Source organism: Streptomyces sp. Isolate_45, assembly GCF_024721315.2.
Taxonomy (GTDB): Bacteria; Actinomycetota; Actinomycetes; order Streptomycetales; family Streptomycetaceae; genus Streptomyces.
The window spans coordinates 1-20,016 of the sequence record NZ_JANFAK020000144.1; the positions used below are offsets into that span (position 1 = coordinate 1).

The 20,016-nt window shown below is 73.3% G+C and carries 20 protein-coding genes; 14 read left to right on the plus strand and 6 right to left on the minus strand.

What is annotated here, in order from left to right; all coding sequences use genetic code 11:
- Positions 1 to 191: 191 nt before the first annotated feature.
- A complete protein-coding gene (locus NOD94_RS32270) occupies positions 192 to 848 on the minus strand; it encodes a hypothetical protein (RefSeq protein WP_281209724.1) in 657 nt (218 codons plus the stop codon).
- Positions 849 to 1,096: 248 nt separating this feature from the next.
- On the opposite strand from NOD94_RS32270, the gene purN reads away from it, so the two are divergent.
- Both purN and purH read left to right on the plus strand, forming a co-directional pair.
- Positions 1,097 to 1,720: a phosphoribosylglycinamide formyltransferase gene (gene purN, locus NOD94_RS32275; RefSeq protein ID WP_281209725.1), complete on the plus strand. Its 624-nt coding sequence runs from the start codon at positions 1,097 to 1,099 to the stop codon at positions 1,718 to 1,720.
- 68 nt (positions 1,721 to 1,788) lie between these two features.
- Positions 1,789 to 3,330, plus strand: a complete 1,542-nt coding sequence (purH, locus tag NOD94_RS32280; protein ID WP_281209743.1) for a bifunctional phosphoribosylaminoimidazolecarboxamide formyltransferase/IMP cyclohydrolase — start codon at positions 1,789 to 1,791, stop codon at positions 3,328 to 3,330.
- A gap of 87 nt (positions 3,331 to 3,417) precedes the next feature.
- Here purH and NOD94_RS32285 read toward each other — a convergent pair whose 3' ends face one another.
- Positions 3,418 to 3,999, minus strand: a complete 582-nt coding sequence (locus NOD94_RS32285) for a hypothetical protein (protein WP_281209726.1) — start codon at positions 3,997 to 3,999, stop codon at positions 3,418 to 3,420.
- A gap of 246 nt (positions 4,000 to 4,245) precedes the next feature.
- Here NOD94_RS32285 and NOD94_RS32290 point away from each other — a divergent pair, with 246 nt between their 5' ends.
- The 5 genes from NOD94_RS32290 to NOD94_RS32310 all read left to right on the plus strand — a co-directional run bounded on the left by NOD94_RS32290 (position 4,246) and on the right by NOD94_RS32310 (position 8,886).
- Positions 4,246 to 5,106 carry a bifunctional methylenetetrahydrofolate dehydrogenase/methenyltetrahydrofolate cyclohydrolase gene (locus NOD94_RS32290; protein WP_281209727.1) on the plus strand — a complete coding sequence of 287 codons (861 nt, stop codon included), beginning with the start codon at positions 4,246 to 4,248 and terminating at the stop codon, positions 5,104 to 5,106.
- On the plus strand, positions 5,096 to 5,728 hold the full coding sequence (locus tag NOD94_RS32295; protein WP_281209728.1) for a DUF3017 domain-containing protein: 633 nt from the start codon (positions 5,096 to 5,098) through the stop codon (positions 5,726 to 5,728). The genes NOD94_RS32290 and NOD94_RS32295 overlap by 11 nt, the downstream gene beginning before the upstream one ends.
- Before the next feature lie 182 nt (positions 5,729 to 5,910).
- A complete protein-coding gene (locus NOD94_RS32300) occupies positions 5,911 to 6,597 on the plus strand; it encodes a short chain dehydrogenase (protein WP_281209729.1) in 687 nt (228 codons plus the stop codon).
- Positions 6,598 to 6,788: 191 nt separating this feature from the next.
- Entirely contained in the window at positions 6,789 to 7,778 is a 990-nt protein-coding gene (locus NOD94_RS32305; RefSeq protein WP_281209730.1) for a malate dehydrogenase, read from the plus strand.
- A 127-nt stretch (positions 7,779 to 7,905) separates the two neighbouring features.
- Entirely contained in the window at positions 7,906 to 8,886 is a 981-nt protein-coding gene (locus NOD94_RS32310) for a hypothetical protein (protein ID WP_281209731.1), read from the plus strand.
- Positions 8,887 to 8,931: 45 nt separating this feature from the next.
- On the opposite strand, the gene NOD94_RS32315 is transcribed toward NOD94_RS32310, so the two are convergent.
- Complete coding sequence (locus tag NOD94_RS32315; protein ID WP_281209732.1) at positions 8,932 to 9,438, minus strand: carboxymuconolactone decarboxylase family protein; 507 nt, start codon at positions 9,436 to 9,438, stop codon at positions 8,932 to 8,934.
- A gap of 46 nt (positions 9,439 to 9,484) precedes the next feature.
- Here NOD94_RS32315 and NOD94_RS32320 point away from each other — a divergent pair, with 46 nt between their 5' ends.
- The gene (locus NOD94_RS32320) at positions 9,485 to 10,888 is read left to right on the plus strand and encodes a PLP-dependent aminotransferase family protein (protein WP_281209733.1); all 1,404 of its coding nucleotides are present in this window, start codon (positions 9,485 to 9,487) and stop codon (positions 10,886 to 10,888) included.
- A gap of 21 nt (positions 10,889 to 10,909) precedes the next feature.
- Here the strand turns inward: NOD94_RS32320 and NOD94_RS32325 are convergent, their stop codons facing one another.
- Together NOD94_RS32325 and NOD94_RS32330 are read right to left on the minus strand one after the other, a co-directional pair.
- Positions 10,910 to 11,260 (minus strand): hypothetical protein, encoded by a 351-nt coding sequence (locus NOD94_RS32325; RefSeq protein ID WP_281209734.1) that lies wholly within the window; start codon positions 11,258 to 11,260, stop codon positions 10,910 to 10,912.
- A 132-nt stretch (positions 11,261 to 11,392) separates the two neighbouring features.
- The gene (locus tag NOD94_RS32330) at positions 11,393 to 12,247 is read right to left on the minus strand and encodes a hypothetical protein (RefSeq protein ID WP_281209744.1); all 855 of its coding nucleotides are present in this window, start codon (positions 12,245 to 12,247) and stop codon (positions 11,393 to 11,395) included.
- A gap of 139 nt (positions 12,248 to 12,386) precedes the next feature.
- On the opposite strand from NOD94_RS32330, the gene NOD94_RS32335 reads away from it, so the two are divergent.
- Both NOD94_RS32335 and NOD94_RS32340 read left to right on the plus strand, forming a co-directional pair.
- Positions 12,387 to 12,689, plus strand: a complete 303-nt coding sequence (locus NOD94_RS32335) for a hypothetical protein (protein ID WP_281209736.1) — start codon at positions 12,387 to 12,389, stop codon at positions 12,687 to 12,689.
- A gap of 4 nt (positions 12,690 to 12,693) precedes the next feature.
- Positions 12,694 to 13,896, plus strand: coding sequence for a glutathionylspermidine synthase family protein (locus tag NOD94_RS32340; RefSeq protein WP_281209737.1), 1,203 nt, complete (start codon positions 12,694 to 12,696; stop codon positions 13,894 to 13,896).
- A 39-nt stretch (positions 13,897 to 13,935) separates the two neighbouring features.
- On the opposite strand, the gene rocD is transcribed toward NOD94_RS32340, so the two are convergent.
- Positions 13,936 to 15,141: an ornithine--oxo-acid transaminase gene (gene rocD / locus NOD94_RS32345; protein WP_281209738.1), complete on the minus strand. Its 1,206-nt coding sequence runs from the start codon at positions 15,139 to 15,141 to the stop codon at positions 13,936 to 13,938.
- A gap of 237 nt (positions 15,142 to 15,378) precedes the next feature.
- Here rocD and glyA point away from each other — a divergent pair, with 237 nt between their 5' ends.
- The 4 genes from glyA (at position 15,379) to NOD94_RS32365 (ending at position 19,822) form a co-directional block, all read left to right on the plus strand.
- Positions 15,379 to 16,647, plus strand: coding sequence for a serine hydroxymethyltransferase (glyA, locus tag NOD94_RS32350; protein WP_281209739.1), 1,269 nt, complete (start codon positions 15,379 to 15,381; stop codon positions 16,645 to 16,647).
- A gap of 320 nt (positions 16,648 to 16,967) precedes the next feature.
- A complete protein-coding gene (gene trpS, locus NOD94_RS32355) occupies positions 16,968 to 17,981 on the plus strand; it encodes a tryptophan--tRNA ligase (protein ID WP_281209740.1) in 1,014 nt (337 codons plus the stop codon).
- Between the two features lie 139 nt (positions 17,982 to 18,120).
- On the plus strand, positions 18,121 to 18,717 hold the full coding sequence (locus NOD94_RS32360; RefSeq protein WP_281209741.1) for a 2'-5' RNA ligase family protein: 597 nt from the start codon (positions 18,121 to 18,123) through the stop codon (positions 18,715 to 18,717).
- Between the two features lie 157 nt (positions 18,718 to 18,874).
- Positions 18,875 to 19,822: a YihY/virulence factor BrkB family protein gene (locus NOD94_RS32365; protein ID WP_281209742.1), complete on the plus strand. Its 948-nt coding sequence runs from the start codon at positions 18,875 to 18,877 to the stop codon at positions 19,820 to 19,822.
- The last annotated feature ends 194 nt before the right edge of the window (positions 19,823 to 20,016 follow it).

The following is a 20,016-nucleotide window of genomic DNA, read 5'->3' on the forward strand; positions in this document are numbered from 1 at the left end:
AGCCGGTCGTGGCGTTCGACGCGGCCGCCCCGCCCGCGCCGGAGAGGCCCGTCGGCCCGGCGCCCCTGCTCCCGCCGGTGGCGGGTGCCCGGATCCTGTCGCGACGCCCCCCGGAGGAGTGACGTCACTTCGCCCGAACGCGCGTGGCCAGCCCCGAATCGGGGCCGGCCACGCGCGTTCGGGCGGGAGCGTCAGCGCTGGACCTTCAGGATGTCGCCCACCACGTTGTCCGGGAGCAGGGTGTTGCACTGGAGTTCCGCCGTGCGCGTCAGGGCGTCGTCGCGGCAGACGTAGAAGTCCTTGTACGCGAGCTGCAGCGCGTACGAGCTCGCCGCGAGCAGCAGCGCCAGCGAGGCCGTGACCAGGCCGCTGACGGCCGCCGCCCGCTGCGGCCGGGCCGCGGGCCCCAGGGCGGCGAGGCGGTCGGGCTTCGCCGCGGTGCCGGTACCGGAGCCGGTCGCGGAGGCGGTCCCGGACGCGGGCGCGGGCCCGCCCCGGAGCGCGCTGATGCCCCAGTACATGGCGAGCGCGCCCAGCAGCAGCCCCATCGAGGGGATGCCGAAGATGCCGAAGAAGAAGCCCCACATACCGGCCAGGAGCGCGTACCGCGCCCGGCGCTGCACGGGGTCCATCGGGTCCCAGCGTGCCGGGCCGCCGCCTCCCTCGGGGGAGCCGCCGGGGCCGCCGCCGGGCCCCTGGCCGGGGCCGGGGCCCTGGCCCGGACCTTGGCCGGGGGCGTCACCCGGACCGCCGCCGCGCGGCTTCCACGGCTGGTCGGGCCGGCCCTCGGGGGGAGCCGCGAAGGGGTTGTCGTCGGTCGAGGAGTCGGGCTGACGGCGGTCCGGCATCGAGTGCGTTACTTCCCCTGTGTCGTGGACGCGGTACGTGCCGCGTCCGGCGGCGCGCTCCGCGGCGTGCGCGGCTTGTATGCAGACGCTACCGCCCGCCCGTCCCCCCGTCCCTCGGGGGCGGTCGGGTGTGCAGGTATCGTTGCAGGCGGTCGGTGGCTTCGTACGGTTGCCCATGCGTCGGCACGTCGTAGTTTCGTACGACCACACAAGACCAACAACGGCATTCCCGTAAGAAAGGGCCTCCCATGCCCGCCTCCCGCCTGGTCGTGCTGGTCTCCGGCTCCGGCACCAACCTCCAGGCCCTGCTCGACGCCATCGAAGCCCACCCCGGCGGAGCCGAGGGCTTCGGCGCCGAGGTCGTCGCCGTCGGCGCGGACCGCGAGAACATCGCCGGCCTGGAACGGGCGGAGAAGGCCGGGATCCCCACCTTCGTGTGCCCCGTCAAGGCCTACGGCAGCCGTGCGGAGTGGGACGTCGCGCTCACCGAAGCGACCGCCGCCCACGCGCCTGACCTCGTGGTCTCCGCCGGGTTCATGAAGATCGTGGGGGAGGCCTTCATCGACCGCTTCGGCGGCCGGTTCATCAACACCCACCCCGCCCTCCTCCCGGCCTTCCCCGGCGCGCACGGCGTACGGGACGCCCTCGCCTACGGCGCGAAGGTCACCGGCTGCACGGTCCACTTCGTGGACGGCGGCGTGGACACCGGGCCGATCATCGCCCAGGGTGTCGTGGAGATCCGGGACGCGGAGGACGAAGCCGCTCTGCACGAGCGGATCAAGGAAGTCGAGCGCCAGCTGCTCGTTGACGTCGTGGGGCGCCTGGCCCGGCACGGCTATCGCATTGAGGGACGAAAGGTAACGATCCAGTGACCGCCGCAGAGCGCGTAGAGCCCGCAGCCAGCGCGAACAGCAACGAACCGACCACGACCCAGCGGCCGATCCGTCGTGCGCTCGTCAGCGTCTACGACAAGACGGGACTGGAAGAGCTGGCCCGCGGCCTGCACGAGGCGGGCGTCGCGCTCGTCTCCACCGGCTCCACCGCCTCGAAGATCGCCGCGGCCGGGGTGCCCGTCACCAAGGTCGAGGAGCTCACCGGCTTCCCCGAGTGCCTCGACGGCCGCGTCAAGACCCTGCACCCGCGCGTGCACGCCGGCATCCTCGCGGACCTGCGCCTGGAGGACCACCGCAACCAGCTCGCCGAGCTGGGCGTGGAGCCCTTCGACCTGGTGGTCGTCAACCTCTACCCCTTCCTCGCGACCGTCCAGTCGGGTGCCACCGCGGACGAGTGCGTGGAGCAGATCGACATCGGCGGCCCCTCGATGGTGCGCGCCGCGGCCAAGAACCACCCGTCGGTCGCCGTCGTCACCAGCCCCGCCCGCTACGCCGACGTCCTCGACGCGGTGAAGAACGGCGGCTTCGACCTGACCGCCCGCAAGCGGCTCGCGGCCGAGGCCTTCCAGCACACCGCCGCGTACGACGTGGCCGTCGCCTCGTGGTTCACGAACGCGTACGCGCCCGAGTCCGAGGACGCGGCGCTGCCCGAGTTCCTCGCCGGCGCCTGGGAGCGCAAGTCGACCCTGCGGTACGGGGAGAACCCGCACCAGGCCGCCGCGATCTACACGGACGGTCAGCCGGGCGGGCTCGCCAACGCCGAGCAGCTGCACGGCAAGGAGATGTCCTTCAACAACTACGTCGACACGGAGGCCGCCCGCCGGGCCGCCTACGACCACGACGAGCCCTGCGTCGCGATCATCAAGCACGCCAACCCGTGCGGGATCGCCGTGGACACCGACGTGGCCGCGGCCCACCGCAAGGCGCACGCCTGCGACCCGCTGTCGGCCTTCGGCGGCGTCATCGCCGTGAACCGCCCGGTGACCGTCGAGCTCGCCGAGCAGATCGCGGAGATCTTCACCGAGGTCGTCGCCGCGCCCGCCTACGAGGACGGCGCCGTCGAGGTCCTCGCCAAGAAGAAGAACATCCGCGTCCTGAAGGTGGACGGCACCCCGCACCAGCCGGGCGACCTCAAGCCGATCAGCGGTGGCGCGCTCCTCCAGCAGTCGGACCTGTTCCAGGCCGAGGGCGACGACCCGGCGAACTGGACCCTGGCCACCGGTGACGCCCTGTCCGGCGAGGAACTGGCCGGCCTCGCCTTCGCGTGGAAGGCCTGCCGGGCCGTCAAGTCGAACGCGATCCTGCTCGCCAAGGACGGTGCCTCGGTCGGCGTCGGCATGGGGCAGGTCAACCGCGTCGACTCGGCGAAGCTGGCCGTCGAGCGGGCGGGCGCCGAGCGCGCGCAGGGCTCGTACGCCGCCTCCGACGCCTTCTTCCCCTTCCCGGACGGGCTGGAGATCCTGACCGCCGCGGGCATCAAGGCCGTCGTCCAGCCGGGCGGTTCCGTGCGCGACGAGCAGGTGATCGAGGCCGCGAAGAAGGCCGGCGTGACCATGTACTTCACCGGCACCCGCCACTTCTTCCACTGATCGGCCGCGGACCCCGGTCCGCCGCGAACGACGACGAAGGCCGCGCCCCGCACTGCGGGACGCGGCCTTCGTCGTGGAGCGGGGTGATCAGCGCTGGCGGTTGAACCAGGCCGCGCCGTCCGACTTCGCCACGAAGACGATGATCAGGATGGCCAGGATGGTGTGGAGCAGACCGATTCCGACGAACGGCCAGATACCGGCGATGGCCGTGATCGACGCGAAGACGATCGTCGTCACGCGGATGCCGTTGCCGCCCTTGCCGAACTTGACGCCGAGGACGATCGCGAGGATGCCCCAGGCCAGGATCAGCACGGCGAACGCGTACAGCGCGCCGGTCGGGAAGTCCTGCAGCTGCTCGAACTGCGCGTCGGCCTGGACCGTCGGGTCGTCCTTGAGCTTCTGGACGGCCGCACCGGCGACCATGAAGATGCCGGCGCCGATGATCTGGAGCGTGGCGATCACGAACAGCAGCACGCGGGAGGCGGTCACGCCACCGGGCATCGTGAGCGGCGTGCCCGGGTAGCCACCACCGGGGGTGCCCTGCGGGTAGCCGTAGCCGGCCTGCGCGGGGACGCCCTGCGGGGTCTGCTGCGGGTAGCCGTAGCCGGGCTGGCCCTGCGGGGCCTGGGGCTGCTGTCCGTACGGGTTGTTCGGGTCGCCGAAGCTCATCTTTGGGTGTTCCTCCGTGGAAGTGCGGGGACGCACGGCAACACGCGCGGAGGAACTCTGCAACTTGCGGTCCGCCCCCCGGCACTGCCCGCGGCACTCTGGTCGTTGCATCGTCGTCGGGCGGGTGGTTCCTTGTCCAGCCGGTTGCCGTGGGGCCCCTTACTTGTTGTGCAAGTGCAATCAACGGAGGACCCCGTCGAGCACCTTGACTGGAACCGGGGCCACTCCATCCGGGAGGATGGCGACATGACCGCCCAGATTCTCGATGGCAAGGCCACCGCAGCCGCGATCAAGTCCGAACTGACCGCCCGGGTGGCGGCGCTGAAGGACCGGGGCATCACGCCCGGCCTCGGCACGCTGCTCGTCGGCGACGACCCGGGCAGCCGCTGGTACGTCAACGGAAAGCACAAGGACTGCGCCGAGGTGGGCATCGCCTCGATCCAGCGCGAACTGCCCGCCACCGCCTCGCAGGAGGACATCGAGGAGGTGGTGCGGGAGCTCAACGCCAACCCCGACTGCACGGGCTACATCGTCCAACTTCCGCTCCCCAAGGGCATCGACACCAACCGGGTCCTGGAACTGATGGACCCGACCAAGGACGCGGACGGCCTGCACCCCATGTCGCTCGGCCGGCTGGTCCTCAACGAGCCGGGCCCGCTGCCCTGCACCCCGTACGGCATCGTCGAGCTGCTGCGCCACCACGACGTCGCGATCAACGGCGCGCACGTGGTCGTCCTGGGCCGCGGCATCACCGTCGGTCGGTCCATCGGGCTGCTGCTCACCCGCAAGTCCGAGAACGCCACCGTGACCCTGTGCCACACCGGTACGCGGGACCTGTCCGGGCTGCTGCGACAGGCGGACATCATCGTCGCGGCGGCGGGCGTGCCGCACCTGGTCAAGCCGGAGGACGTGAAGCCGGGCGCGGCGGTGCTCGACGTGGGCGTCAGCCGCGACGAGAACGGCAAGATCGTCGGGGACGTCCACCCGGGCGTCGCCGCGGTGGCGGGCTGGATCTCCCCGAACCCGGGCGGCGTCGGCCCGATGACCCGCGCGCAGCTGCTGGCGAACGTGGTCGAGGCGGCGGAACGGATCACCAGTGCGGGCTGAGCAGGACGCGGACGGCGGCCCGGCCGCCGGGAGGACGCCGGAGCCGCACCGCGCGGGTGCGGGCCCGGACGCTCCGGCGGGTGCGGGTGCGGGTGCGGGTTCCGGTGCAGGTACGGACGCGGGCGTGGGCGCCGGCCCGGAGTCGGCGGCCGGGGCGGTGGAGCCCGAGGAGGCCGGGCCCGAAGGGGCCGACGGCCCCGTGTCGTCGGACCGGGCGCGGGCCGGCGCGGTCGCGGCGCGGTCGCGGCGCTTTCCCGCCGTCACCCAGGACACGGCCCGCCCCGAGGGCGGTGGCCGGGCCATACCGGGCGCCGTGTCGACGCCCGCCCGCCAGTGGCCGATGCTCGGCGTCCTCGCCGCGACCGCGGTGGGGCTGCTGCTGACGGCGACGGGCCGTCCCCGCGCGGGCTGCCTGGCGATCGGCATCGCCCTGATCGCGGCGGCCGTGATGCGGCGCGCGTTGCCCTCGGTGGGCATGCTCGCGGTGCGCTCCCGCTTCACGGACATGGTCACGTACGGGTTGCTGGGCGTGGCGATCACGCTGCTCGCGATGGTCATCGAGCCCCAACCGTGGCTGAAGATCCCGTTCCTGGAAACCGCGGTCCGCTTCACCGTCCGCTGAGCGGGCCGAGGACCCGGTCCGAGCGGGCCGGGCGCCGCGCGGGACGGGCGCGCGCCGGGCCGACCCGGCGCACCGGTCCGAACCGCGCGCCGGCCCGTCACCCTCGCCGTGCTGCCGGGTCCCGGTCGGCGGAGAGGGGCGTCAGGGCGTCGAGGGCCGCCGCGACGGAGGGCCGGGTCTCCGTGCCCGCCCTGACCTGGACCTCCAGGGTCCGTCCCCGGCCCGGCGGCTGCACCACCCGCCGTGCCCGGCGGCGGCGCGAGCCGGCAGAAGGTGCTCCTGATCGGGCGGACGGAACGCTCGGCCGGGCGGTGCGCGCCGCGCCGCGCGAGCGCGGCCACGAGGTCGTGACGGCCTCCCGTACGGGCGCGGACGTCCACGTCGACATCACCGACCCGCAATCCGTCCGGGCGATGTACGACGCGGTGGGGGCCGTGGACGCCGTGGCCTGTGTGGCGGGCGGCGTGCCGTGGCGGCCGCTGGGTGAACTGACCGTCGAGGAGGTGCGCGCCGGGCTGGAGGGCAAGGCCGTGAGCCGGATCGAGCTGGTCCGCCAGGGCGCCCCGCGGCTGCCCGCGCACGCCTCGTACACGCTGATCACGGGGATCCTGGCCCGCGAGCCCCTGCTGGCGGGTTCGGTGGCCCCGCTGGTCAACGGCGCGGTCGAGGCCTTCGTGCGGGCCGCCACGATCGAGCTGCCCGGCCGGCAGCGGATCAACGGCGTCAGTCCGACCGTCTTCACCGAGTCCATGGACGTCCACGGGGACACCTTCGCCGGATTCGATCCGGTCCCGGTCGCCCGCGCGGTCAACGCCCACGTCAGGTCCGTGGAAGGGCACCGGACGGGCGAGATCCTCCGCGTGGAGTAGCCCCGGAACCGGGTCCGTGTGCCGTGGACCACACGGGGCCGGGGGTTGGGGGCCCCGCGGGTCGGATAGCCTGACGGCGGATGTCTCTTCACGTCAAGATTCACAGGCTGCGAAGCGGCGTCCGCCCCGCACTTGGGGTCCAGCACATGGGGCAGGGACGCCCCACCGCCAGCTGTCTAACGGAGAAGGCCATGACCCGCACTCCCGTGAATGTCACCGTGACCGGCGCTGCCGGCCAGATCGGCTACGCGCTGCTCTTCCGCATCGCCTCCGGCCACCTGCTCGGCGCGGACGTGCCGGTCAAGCTCCGCCTCCTGGAGATCCCCCAGGGCATGAAGGCCGCCGAGGGCACCGCCATGGAGCTCGACGACTGCGCCTTCCCGCTGCTCAAGGGCATCGACATCTTCGACGACCCGAACCAGGGCTTCGCCGGCGCCAACGTCGCGCTGCTCGTGGGCGCCCGCCCGCGCACCAAGGGCATGGAGCGCGGTGACCTGCTCTCCGCCAACGGCGGCATCTTCAAGCCGCAGGGCGCCGCGATCAACGCGCACGCCGCGGACGACATCAAGGTCCTGGTCGTGGGCAACCCGGCCAACACCAACGCGCTCATCGCGCAGGCGGCCGCTCCGGACGTACCGGCCGAGCGCTTCACCGCGATGACCCGTCTGGACCACAACCGGGCGATCTCGCAGCTCGCGAAGAAGACCGGCGCGGACGTCACCGACATCAAGCGCCTCACCATCTGGGGCAACCACTCGGCGACCCAGTACCCGGACATCTTCCACGCGGAGATCGCCGGCAAGAACGCCGCCGAGGTCGTGGGCGACGAGGCGTGGCTGGCCGACACCTTCATCCCGACCGTCGCCAAGCGCGGCGCCGCGATCATCGAGGCCCGTGGCGCGTCCTCGGCCGCCTCGGCCGCCAACGCCGCCATCGACCACGTGCACACCTGGGTCAACGGCACCGCCGCGGGCGACTGGACCTCGATGGGCATCCCGTCGGACGGCTCCTACGGCGTCCCGGAGGGCATCATCTCCTCCTTCCCCGTCACCACCAAGGACGGCAAGTACGAGATCGTCCAGGGCCTGGACATCAACGAGTTCTCCCGCGCGCGCATCGACGCGTCCGTGGCGGAGCTCGTCGAGGAGCGCGACGCGGTGCGCGAGCTCGGCCTGATCTGATCCGCCCGTCCGGTTCGCCCGGACGGCCGATCCCCCGAACGTCCGAGCGCCCCGGCCAAACCTGGCCGGGGCGCTTTGGCGTGAATTCGGCTGTCGGGTGCGCGCGGGACGAAAATAGGGTCGCCCGGTGAGCGAGGACGAGCGGAACCCGCAGTCGCAGCGGTGGGACTGGGGCCCGCGGCCCGCCGAGCCCCCGTACCCCGGCCCCCCGCCCGGGCTGCCGCCCGTGCCGCCGGCGGGGGCCGATTCCCCGTACCCCGAGCCGCCGTCCGGGCTTCCGCTTCCGCCCCTGCCGCAGTACGTGGCCTGGGCCCCCGAGCCGCCCGTGGTCGCTCCGCCGCCGCCCCGGGCCCGGGGCGCTTCGACGTCGCGGGGTCCGTTGCTGGTCGGAGCGCTGGCCGTCGTGGTCGCCGGGGCCTTCGTGGCGGGGTGGTACGTACTGACCGGCCAGGGGGAGTCGGGGAACGCGGCGGGCCCCGGCCCGGCCGTCTCGCTGACCACCACCGGGGAGCCGTCGGCGGCCCCCACCGGCGCCGCTCCCGCGCGGAGCGAGGTCCCGAGCCCGGTCCCGAGCGCGACGTCGAGCACGGGCGCGGCGCCGGGTCCGAGCGCGGTCCCGGGTACGGGTGCCGGTACGGGCACGAGCGCCGACCCGTCCACCGGCACGGCCGCCGCCGGTCACACCGTGGTGCGCGACGGGGCGGGCTTCTCGGTCGCCGTCCCCGACGGCTGGGAGCGCAGCCGCGACGAGACCGGCAGCGGATCCTTCTACCGCCCGCCGGGCGACCGCAGCGCCCTGCTCCAGGTCTTCCGGGTCACCGAGCCCGCCTCGACGGGCGAGTGCGAGTTGCTGCGGCTGTCCTCCCGGACGCTGGGCGCGAACCCGGGCTACCGGCAGGTCTCCCTCGAACCGGTCGCCGGCAGTGCCTGCGAGCTGGTCTACGAGTACGACAGCGCGGAGAGCGGCGGCCGCCGCCGGGGCGTGGAACGGATCGTCACCGCGCCGGGCGGCGGCCGGTGGGCGCTGCTGGCGGCCGGCCCGGCCGCCGACGGCGAGACCGTACGGGCGCACCTGACGGCGGCCCTGGAGTCGTTCCGGCCGGAGTGACTCCCGCCGCCCGGGGCGGCCGGCGGCGACCCGGCCGGGCCCCCGTCAGCCCTGCTTGTACTGGCCCGGGGTGTAGTGCCCCGGGGTGCTGCGGGTGGTGACGCCGATCCGGTTCCAGACGTTGATCGTCGCGATCACGGCGATCAGCTGGGCCAGTTCGGCCTCCTCGAACTGCGCGGCGGCCCGCGCGTACACCTCGTCGGGCACGAAACCGTCCGTCAGGACGGTGACGGCCTCGGTCAGCTCGATCGCCGCCAGCTCCTTCTCCGTGTAGAAGTGCCGCGACTCCTCCCAGGCGGCGAGCTGCACGATGCGTTCGACGCTCTCGCCCGCCGCGAGGGCGTCCTTGGTGTGCATGTCGAGGCAGAAGGCGCAGTGGTTGACCTGCGAGGCGCGGATCTTGACCAGCTCGACGAGGGACGGGTCCAGGCCCTTGCGCGCGGCGATCTCCAGGCCGAGGACGGCCTTGTGGACCTCGGGGGCCAGCTTGGCCATCCGCATGCGGGGGGCGTGTTCGGCGGCGAGCGCGGTGGTGTCGGTGTGGTTGTCCATGTCTCCACCGTAGGGAGCGGGCGGCCCGCCGCTATGGTCCACATCCATGACCGGATCATGGGCCACTTTCGGCGCCGACCTGCACCTCGACCTCGCGGCGGGGCGGGGCCTGCGCGCCGCGCTGACCGAGGCGCTGCGGGAGGCGGCGCGCAGCGGACGGCTCGCGCCCGGCACCCGTCTGCCGTCCTCCCGGTCCTTCGCGGCCGACCTCGGGATCGCCCGCAACACGGTCGCGGAGGCGTACGCCGAACTCGTCGCCGAGGGCTGGCTGACGGCCCGGCAGGGCTCCGGCACCCGGGTCGCCGAGCGGGCCCGGCCGCGCCGGGCGGCCGCGGCGGCAAGGACCCGGCACCCCGCGCGCGGGGGGCCCGCGTACAGCCTGCTGCCCGGCTCCCCGGACCTGGGCGGCTTCCCCCGTACGGCCTGGGCGGCGGCGGCCCGGCGGGCGCTGATCGACGCCCCGAACGAGGCTTTCGGGTACGCGGTGGACGCCCGCGGCCGGGTGGAGCTGCGCGAGGCGCTCGCCGGCTACCTGGCGCGGACGCGCGGGGTGTACGCGGACCCGGACCGGATCGTGCTGTGCGCGGGCTTCGCCCACGGGCTGACGCTGATGGGCCGGGTGCTGCGGGAGCGGCGGGTCCGGGAGGTGGCGGTCGAGGGCTACGCCCTGGACATCCACCGCGACCTGCTCACCCGCGCCGGCCTCACCACCCGCCCGCTGTGGCTGGACGGGGGCGGGGCCCGCACCACGGACCTGGTCGGCCTCGGCCCCCTCACGGGTGCGGTGCTGCTCACCCCCGCACACCAGTTCCCGACGGGCGCGGCCCTCACCCCCGGCCGGCGGGCGGCGGCGGTGGACTGGGCGCGGACGAGCGGCGGCCTGATCCTGGAGGACGACTACGACGGGGAGTTCCGCTACGACCGCCGGCCCGTCGGAGCCCTGCAGAGCCTCGACCCGGACCGGGTGGTGTACCTGGGGACGGCGAGCAAGTCCCTGACCCCGGCGCTGCGAATGGGCTGGATGGTGGTCCCGCCGGGCCTGTTGGACGAGGTACTGGCGGCCAAGGGGCCCGCCGATTGGGCCTCCAGCGCCCTGGACCAGCTGACGCTGGCGCGGTTCATCACCTCGGGGGCCTACGACCGACACGTGCGCGGCATGCGGCTGCGCTACCGGCGCCGCCGGGACGAGCTGGTGGCGGCCCTGGCCGGGAAGGTCCCCGTGTCCGGCATCGCGGCGGGGCTGCACGCGGTCCTGGACCTCCCGGCGGGGGCGGAACGCTCGCTGGTGCAGGCCGCGGCCTGGCAGGACCTGGCCCTGGAGGGCCTCGCGCGCTACCGGCACCCGGACTCGGACCTGCCCGTGCGGGACGCCCTGGTGGTGGGGTACGGCACCCCGTCCGACAGCGCCTGGGCCCCGGCCCTCGCCGCCCTGCTGGCGGCCCTTCCCTGACCGTCCCGCGGCCGGCCGGGCTCAGTGGATGACGCTGAAGCTGCGCCAGGGCAGGCTGTGGGGGGCGGTGACGTTGGAGAGGGTGGTGGCGACGTAGATGCCGCCCTCCGCCTCCAGCTTCTTGCAGTCCGGCGTCCGGTACAGCACGACGTCGACGAGGGTGTTGTTCTCGACGTGGGTGGCGCCGTCCGGCACCCTGATGCGGTGGCAGCCCTTGACCGGCGTGTTGGTGTAGGTCACTTCGAGCGGGGAGTCGTGGCCGCGGAAGGTGAGGGTGCCGACCGTGCTCCGGCCGAGGCCCGAGCAGGCGGTGGCGGTGAGCAGCAGCGCGGCCGCCCCGGTGATGACGCCGATGCGCCGGAGGTGGGACATGGCACGGTCCTCGTCTGTGCGGTGATGGCTGTCCTTGCCCGCAGCCTGCACCGGCCGGCCGCGGGCGGCATCCGTTGCGCGGCCGGCCGGATGAACGGGGCACCCACCGGACGACGGCCCGGTCAAGCGAAATCAGACGTCTCGGGTCGGCGCCGCGGCCTCGACCCCGGGCTCGGGCCCCGGCTCCCCGAAGCGGGACAGGGCGAGCGAGCCCGCGACCGCCACCGCGAAACCGAGGACCGCCAGCCAGGCCAGCCCCTCACGGGTCCGGTCGCCGAGCCAGATCACCCCCACCAGCGCCGGGCCGACCGTCTCGCCCAGCACCATCCCGGCCGTCGCCGCCGTCACCGAGCCGCGCTGCAGGGCCGAGGTGAGCAGCAGGAACCCGGCGGCCCCGCCCAGCAGCAGGGCGTACAGCGCCGGGTTCGCGAACTCGCTCGGCGTGAGGGAGTCGATGAGCCGGACCGCCACCTCGACGACCCCGAACCCCGTACCCGCCGCCAGGCCCAGTACCAGCGCGCGCGGCCCGTCCGGCAGTCGGCCCGCCGCCGCCCCCACCACCAGCACCAGGGCGGCCGCGGCGAGCAGCCCGAACGCCAGTGCCGTCGACCCGGTGCCCGAGCCCTCCGCCCCCGAGGCCAGACCCAGCATCAGCAGCCCGGCACACACCACGGCCACCGCGCCCCACTCCCGCCCCGACAGCCGTACGTGCAGCAGCCGCGCCGCCACCACCGCCGTCACGGCCAGGCTGGACGCCATCGCGGCGCCCACCGCGTAGATCGGGAGGTGCCGCAGGGCCACGATCTGGAGCACGAAGCCGGCCCCGTCGAGCCCGAGGCCGACCAGATACCGCCACTGCCGGACCGCCCGCAGGAACAGCGCTGCGTCCACGCCGGAGCCGGTCCCCGGCTCCGTCGCCCGCGCCGCCACCGCCTGCAGGACCGACGCCGTACCGAAGCAGGCCGCCGCACCCAGTGCGCAAATCATCCCAATCAGCACGAAGCGACTCTAGGTCACGACCGTGACAAGGGTGTGACGGCGGCCGGATTCCATCCCCGCGTGCCCCCGCTCTACGCTGTCGGACAGCCGTCGGCAGTACACGTCACACAGGGGGAGCGAAATTCACATGGACACCAGCAACACCACCCGGCGCCGGATGCGGTCGGGAGCGGTCGCCCTGGGCGGCATGGGTCTGCTCGCCGCCACCCTCGTGGCCTGCGGAAGCAACGACGAGCCGGACAAGCGCTGCGCGTCGCGCACCACGCTGAACCACCTGAACAGCAAGGACTGCAAGAGCGGCGGCACCGGCTCGTACTACTACGGCGGCTACGTCAGCGCCGGCAAGGTGGCCGGCGGCAGCTTCGACAAGTCGGCCGTCACCCGCGGCGGCATCGGCGGCCACAGCAACTCCGGCTCCAGCGGCGGCTGATCCCGTGGAACGCCACACCATCGAACCCCGCCCCGACTGGCAGAAGACCGTCGAGGAGCAGGGCCTGATCTATCCCCTCACCCGGTTTCCCGACGACTCCTTGCGCCCCTACTGGGACGAGAGCGCGTACTACTCCTTCACGCTCCCGGAGGTCGAGGCGCTGGAGGGGGTCGTCGAGGAACTGCACGCCATGTGCCTGGCCGCGGCCGCGCACATCGTCGAGCGGGACCGCTTCGCGGACCTCGGGCTCACCGACCCGAAGCTGATCGCGCTCATCACCGAGTCCTGGCGGCGGCGGGCCGAGCAGCCCTCCCTCTACGGCCGGTTCGACCTGCGCTACGACGGCTCCGGCAGCCCCGCCAAACTGCTGGAGTACAACGCCGACACCCCCACCTCCCTGGTGGAGGCGGCGAGCCCGCAGTGGTTCTGGATGGAGGAGCGCTTCCCCGGGGCCGACCAGTGGAACTCCCTCCACGAGCGGCTCGTCGAGGCCTGGCGCCGCCAGGCCGAACTGCTGCCGCCCGGCCCGCTGCACTTCGCGCACTCCGAGACGGACGAGCTGGGCGAGGACCTGATGACGGTCGCCTACCTCCAGGAGACCGCCGAGCAGGCCGGACTCGACACGCACGCCCTGTCGGTGGAGCAGATCGGCTGGGACAGCCTGTCCGGCCGCTTCGTGGACGAGAAGCTCGGGTTCATCCGCGCCTGCTTCAAGCTCTACCCGTGGGAATGGCTGGCCACCGACGAGTTCGGCCCGCAGGTGCTGGGCACCTACGACCACGGCGGCGGCTCCGGAACCACCGCCTGGATCGAGCCGGTGTGGAAGATGCTGCTCGCCAACAAGGCGCTCCTGGCCATCCTGTGGGAGCTGTTCCCCGAGCACCCGAACCTGCTCCCCGCCTACCTCGACGGCCCCCGCGAGCTCGCCGAGCCCGGCTCCGCCGGCTACGTGGCCAAGCCGCTGCTGGGCCGCGAGGGCGCCGGGGTCACGCTCCACGAGGCGGGCGCGGAGGGCGAGCCGTTCGTGCCGGCCGAGGGGGAGACGTACGTCTTCCAGGCCCTGGCGCCGCTGCCCGACTTCGACGGCAACCGCGTCGTCCTCGGCGCATGGGTCGTCGAGGAGGAGTCGGCGGGGCTCGGCATCCGGGAATCCGCGGGGCCGGTCACGGACGAGTACGCCCGTTTCCTGCCCCACGTCATCCTCTGACCGGCCGGCGGGCGCCAGGCCCGCCGACCGGTCGCCCGGTCAGTCGGCGAGGACGGTCCTGAGCTGGTCCAGCCCCCAGTCCAGGTCCTCCTTGGAGATCACCAGCGGCGGCGCGATGCGGATCGTGGAGCCGTGGGTGTCCTTCACCAGGACCCCCAGCTCCATCAGCCTCTCGGAGATCTCCCGGCCCGTCCCGCGGGCCGGGTCGATGTCCACGCCGGCCCACAGCCCGCGTCCCCGTACGGCGGTCACCGCGCCGCCGCCGACCAGCAGGTTCAGCTCCCGGTGCAGGTGGTCGCCGAGTTCGGCGGCGCGCTGCTGGTACTCGCCCGAGCGGAGCATCGCGACCACCTCCAGGGCGACCGCGCAGGCGAGGGGGTTCCCGCCGAAGGTGGACCCGTGCTCGCCGGGCCGGAACACCCCGAGGACGTCCCGGTCGGCCACCACCGCGGACACCGGTACGACGCCGCCGCCGAGCGCCTTGCCCAGGACGTACATGTCGGGGACGACCCCCTCGTGGTCGCAGGCGAAGGTCTTCCCCGTCCGACCGAGGCCCGACTGGATCTCGTCCGCGATGAAGAGGACGTTCCGTTCGCGCGTCAGTTCCCTTACGCCCGGCAGGTATCCGGCGGGCGGGACCAGGACCCCGGCCTCGCCCTGCACGGGCTCCAACAGCACGGCGACGGTGTTCTCGGTGACGGCGTGGGCCAGCGCCGTGAGGTCCCCGTACGGGACGATCTCGAAGCCCGGTGTGTAGGGACCGAAGTGGTCGCGGGCCTCGTGGTCCGTGGAGAAGGACACGATGGTGGTCGTGCGGCCGTGGAAGTTGTCGGCGGCGACCACGATCTTGGCGTGGCCGTCCGGCACGCCCTTGACCTCGTAGCCCCACTTGCGGGCGGTCTTCACCGCCGTCTCCACGGCCTCGGCGCCCGTGTTCATCGGCAGGACCATGTCCTTGCCGCACAACGCCGCCAGCTCCGTACAGAAGTCGGCGAAGCGGTCGTGGTGGAAGGCGCGGGAGGTCAGGGTGACCCGCTCCAGTTGGGCGCGGGCGGCGTCGATCAGCCGGCGGTTGCCGTGACCGAAGTTGAGCGCCGAGTACCCGGCGAGCATGTCGAGGTACCTGCGGCCCTCCACGTCGGTCATCCAGGCGCCCTCCGCCGACGCGACGACGACGGGCAGGGGGTGGTAGTTGTGCGCGCTGTGCGCGTCGGCGGAACGGATGGCATCAGCAGTAGTCGACACGGGGTCTCCGATCGTCCGTCAGGGCCTGTGACGAGGGTGGCGTCACTGTCCATCCTCGCTCGCGGACCGGACGGAGAAACCTTTCTCGTGGCGCGCCCGCTAAGGTGGGCGGCACGCACGGCGACTGGCGCACGGAGAACGGACTCCGGGGGAGTCGTGCGCGCACGACCGCACACAGGGCCGCTCGCCTGGGCCTCGCGGGGACGAGATGTCGACATCGACCCCGGAGGAGCCGCCATGAACGCGCGCCGCCACCCCGCCCTCTTCTCGACCGACCCCGAACTGGCGTCCTTCGTCGAGGCGGAGGAAGCGTTGCAGGCCGAGACCCTGCGCCTGATCCCCAGCGAGAACTACGTGTCCGCCGCGGTGCTCGAAGCCTCCGGCACGGTGCTCCAGAACAAGTACAGCGAGGGCTACCCGGGCCGCCGCTACTACGAGGGCCAGCAGAACATCGACCGCGTCGAGGCCCTGGCCGTCGAGCGGGCGAAGGGCCTGTTCGGGGTGGACCACGCCAACGTGCAGCCGTACTCGGGCTCCCCGGCGAACCTGGCCGTCTACCTGGCGTTCGCGAAGCCCGGCGACACCGTCATGGGCATGGCCCTGCCGATGGGCGGCCACCTCACCCACGGCTGGGGCGTCTCGGTGACGGGCTCCTGGTTCCGGGGCGTGCAGTACGGCGTCTCCGCGGAGACCGGCCGGATCGACTACGACGCGGTGCGCGAACTGGCCCTCGCCGAACGCCCGAAGATCATCTTCTGTGGCGGTACGGCCCTGCCGCGCACGATCGACTTCGAGGCCTTCGCCTCGATCGCGAAGGAGGCGGGCTCCGTCCTCGTCGCCGACGTCGCCCACATCGCGGGCCTGATCGCGGGCGGGGCGCACCCCTCCCCGGCGGAGCACGTCGACGTGATCTCCACGACCACCCACAAGACCCTGCGCGGTCCGCGCGGCGCGATGCTGATGTGCCGCGAGGAGCACGCCAAGGCCATCGACAAGGCCGTCTTCCCGGGCCTCCAGGGCGGCCCGCACAACCAGACGACCGCGGGCATCGCGGTGGCCCTGCACGAGGCCGCCCAGCCGTCGTTCACCGCGTACGCCCACGCGGTGGTCGCCAACGCGAAGGCGCTGGCCGGCGAACTGTCGGCCCGGGGCTTCGACCTGGTGTCGGGCGGCACGGACAACCACCTGATCCTGCTGGACCTGACCTCGCGCGAGGTCCCCGGCAAGATCGCGGCGAAGGCGCTGGACCGCGCGGGCATCGTGGTCAACCACAACACCGTCCCGTTCGACACGCGCAAGCCGTTCGACCCGTCCGGCATCCGCATCGGCACCCCGTCGCTCACCTCGCGCGGCCTGTCGACGGAGCACATGCCGTTGGTCGCGGACTGGATCTCCCGGTCGGTCGACGCCGCCGCGAAGGGGGACGAGGCTGCCCTCGTAGCGGTCCGCGCGGAGGTCACCGACCTGATGGCGGCCTTCCCGGCGCCGGGCCTGCCGCTCGCCTGACCGCCCGCCCGCCCACTCGTCGGGCACTCGCCCCCGTTCCCCCGTTCCCCCGTTCCCCCGGTCCCCGCCCCGGGGAACGGGGTGCGGGGCCGGGGCCGAAAGCGGTCGCCCGGCGGGTGCGGCAAGCGCCGACCCGGGGGCGCAAAGCGGTCGCTCGGCCGGGGCGGGATCCGGCCGCCCCGCTACCGCCCGGTACTCGGACGGGTCCCGTCGCACGTCAGGGCCGGGGTGCCCCGCCCGTCGCCCGCGCGCCGCCGGCGCGGACCTGTTCCGGCCGGCGCCGGGCCGGAGCGAGCCCCCGCACCTGAGAGAATGTGGCCATGGCTTCTGACCGTCCTCGCGCGCTCTCCGGTATCCAGCCCACCTCCGGTTCGTTCCACCTCGGGAACTACCTCGGAGCCATCCGTCAGTACGTCGCCCTGCAGGAGACGCACGACGCCTTCTACATGGTGGTCGACCTCCACGCGATCACCATGCCGCAGGATCCGAAGGACCTCCGCGCGAACACCCGCCTCTCCGTCGCCCAGCTCCTCGCGGCCGGCCTGGACCCCGAGCGCTGCACGCTCTTCGTCCAGAGCCACGTGCCCGAGCACGCCCAGCTCGGCTGGGTCATGAACTGCATCACCGGCTTCGGCGAGGCCTCCCGGATGACGCAGTTCAAGGACAAGTCCGCCAAGGGCGGCGTCAACAACGCCACCGTCGGCCTGTTCACGTACCCGATCCTCCAGGTCGCCGACATCCTGCTCTACCAGGCGAACGCGGTCCCGGTCGGCGAGGACCAGCGCCAGCACATCGAGCTGACCCGCGACCTGGCCGAGCGCTTCAACACCCGCTTCGGCCCGACCTTCACGCTGCCCGCCGCGCACATCGTCAAGGAGGTCGCGAAGATCTACGACCTCCAGGACCCGGCGATCAAGATGTCGAAGTCGGCGTCGTCCCCCAAGGGCCTGGTCAACCTCCTCGACGAGCCCAAGGTCACCGAGAAGAAGATCAAGAGCGCGGTCACGGACACCGAGGCGGAGATCCGTTTCGACGCAGTGGAGAAGCCCGGCGTCAGCAACCTGCTCACCATCTACTCCACCCTCACGGGCGAGAGCATCCCCGACCTGGAGATCAGGTACGAGGGCAAGGGGTACGGCGCGCTGAAGACCGATCTGGCCGGCGTGATGGTCGACTTCGTCACACCCTTCAAGCAGCGCACCCAGGAGTACCTGGACGACCCGGAGACCCTGGATTCCCTGCTGGCCAAGGGTGCGGAGAAGGCTCGGGCGGTCGCCGCGGAGACCCTGGCGCAGACGTACGACCGCCTCGGTTTCCTGCCCGCCAAGCACTGACGGACCGACGCCCCTGGCGGTAGGGGGGGTGCTGCCGCCACACTGGCGGCAGCACCGCACGACCGGCGGTGCCGCACCGCCCGGACAGGCGGCCGCACCGTTACGCCACCGCGCACACAGACACACGGAGGAGACAGACGTGGGGACCGCAACGCTCGGCGTTTCGATCGCGGTCCCGGAGCCGTACGGCAGCCGACTCCAGGAGCTGCGCGCGGGCTTCGGGGACGTCGCCGCGCACGGCATTCCCACGCACGTCACCCTCGTACCGCCCACCGAGGTGGACACGGACCGGCTGCCGCGGATCCGGGCCCACCTGGCCGAGGTCGCGCTGTCCTTCCGTCCCTTCGCCATGCGGCTGGCGGGGACGGGAACCTTCCGCCCCCTCTCGCCGGTCGTCTTCGTCAAGCTCGCCGAGGGCGTCGCGGGCTGCACCCGGCTCCAGGGGCGGGTCCGGGACCCCGAGGGGCCGATCAGCCGCGAGTTGGCGTTCCCGTACCACCCGCACGTCACGGTCGCCCACGGGATCTCCGAGGAGGCGATGGACCGGGCCCACACCGAGCTCGCCGACTACGCCGCCGAGTGGCTGTGCGAGGGCTTCGCACTCTACGAGCAGGGCTCGGACGGCGTCTGGCGCAAGCTGCGCGAGTACCCGTTCGGCACGGGCCCGACGGGCATCCCCGCACAGTCCGGGTCACCCGCCGACGCGGCCGCCGAGGCGACGGGCCGCCGCTCCTGACGCAGCGGTCGCAGGGCCTGGACGGTGCGGAACCTGAGGCTGCGCAGGACCAGGACGTGGAACGGACGGGCCGTCGGGCAAAAAGTCACAATCGACGACCGTAGTCCCCGAAACCGGCAATCCCTGCTATTTCCGGCAGCTCAATTACGGTGGCCCCATGGACTGGCTGACGAAACTCCCGGTGATCGGGCCCCTGGTGTCCGCCGCCATGCGGACGCACGCGTGGCGTTCCTACGAACGGCTCGACCGCGTGCACTGGACCAGGCTCGCGGCCGCCATCACCTTCATCAGCTTCCTCGCGCTCTTCCCGCTGATCACCGTGGCGGCCGCCGTCGGCGCCGGCCTGCTCAGCCAGGAACAGCTCGACCGGCTCCAGAAGAACCTCTCCGACCAGGTCCCCGGCATCTCCGACCAGCTCGACATCGACGGACTCGTCGCGAACGCGGGGACGGTCGGGCTCGTCGCCGCCGCCCTGCTGCTGTTCACCGGCATCGGCTGGGTCGGCTCGATGCGGGACTGCCTGCGCGCGGTGTGGGACAGGGACGACGAGGACGAGGGCAACCCCATCGCCCGCAAGGGCAAGGACGCCCTCGTCCTCCTCGGTCTCGGCGGCGCGGGCCTCGCCTCCGCCGCCGCGTCGATCATCGGATCCAGCGCGGTCGGCAAGTCCGGCGAGGCGCTCGGCCTGTCCTCCGGCGGCGCGGGCGGTGTGCTGCTGCGCACCGCCGCCTTCCTCGTCGGCGTCGTGGCGGCCTTCCTGCTGCTGCTCTACGTCCTGACCCTGCTGCCCGGCGTCGAACCCCCGCGCGTCCGACTGCTCCAGGCGGCCCTGATCGGCGCCGCCGGCTTCGAGCTGCTGAAGCTGCTGCTCAGCGGCTACATCCGGGAGGTCGCCGGCAAGAGCATGTACGGGGCCTTCGGCGTGCCGATCGCCCTGCTGCTGTGGATCAACTTCATGGCCAAGCTGCTGCTCTACTGCGCCGCGTGGACCGCGACCCGCGACGGCGACGACGCGGTCGAGGCCGGGACCGAGGGCGCGGCCGGGGACGGCGAGGGGGACCCGGAGCCGGTTCCGGACTCCGGTCCCACGCCGCGGACGGCCTGACCGCTGTCGCTTGGCGGCCCGCCCGCCCGACCGTCCCGGCGCCCGACTGTCCGAGCGCCTGGCGGCCCGGCCGCCTGATCGTTCGAGCCCTGGTCGGCCGAAGGCCCGACCGTCCCGGCTCCGGCCGCCCGCGTTTCCGGCCGCCCGAGCCCGTCCCCCCGCCCGGCCGGGGCTCAGGCGCCCCGGAGCTCGGG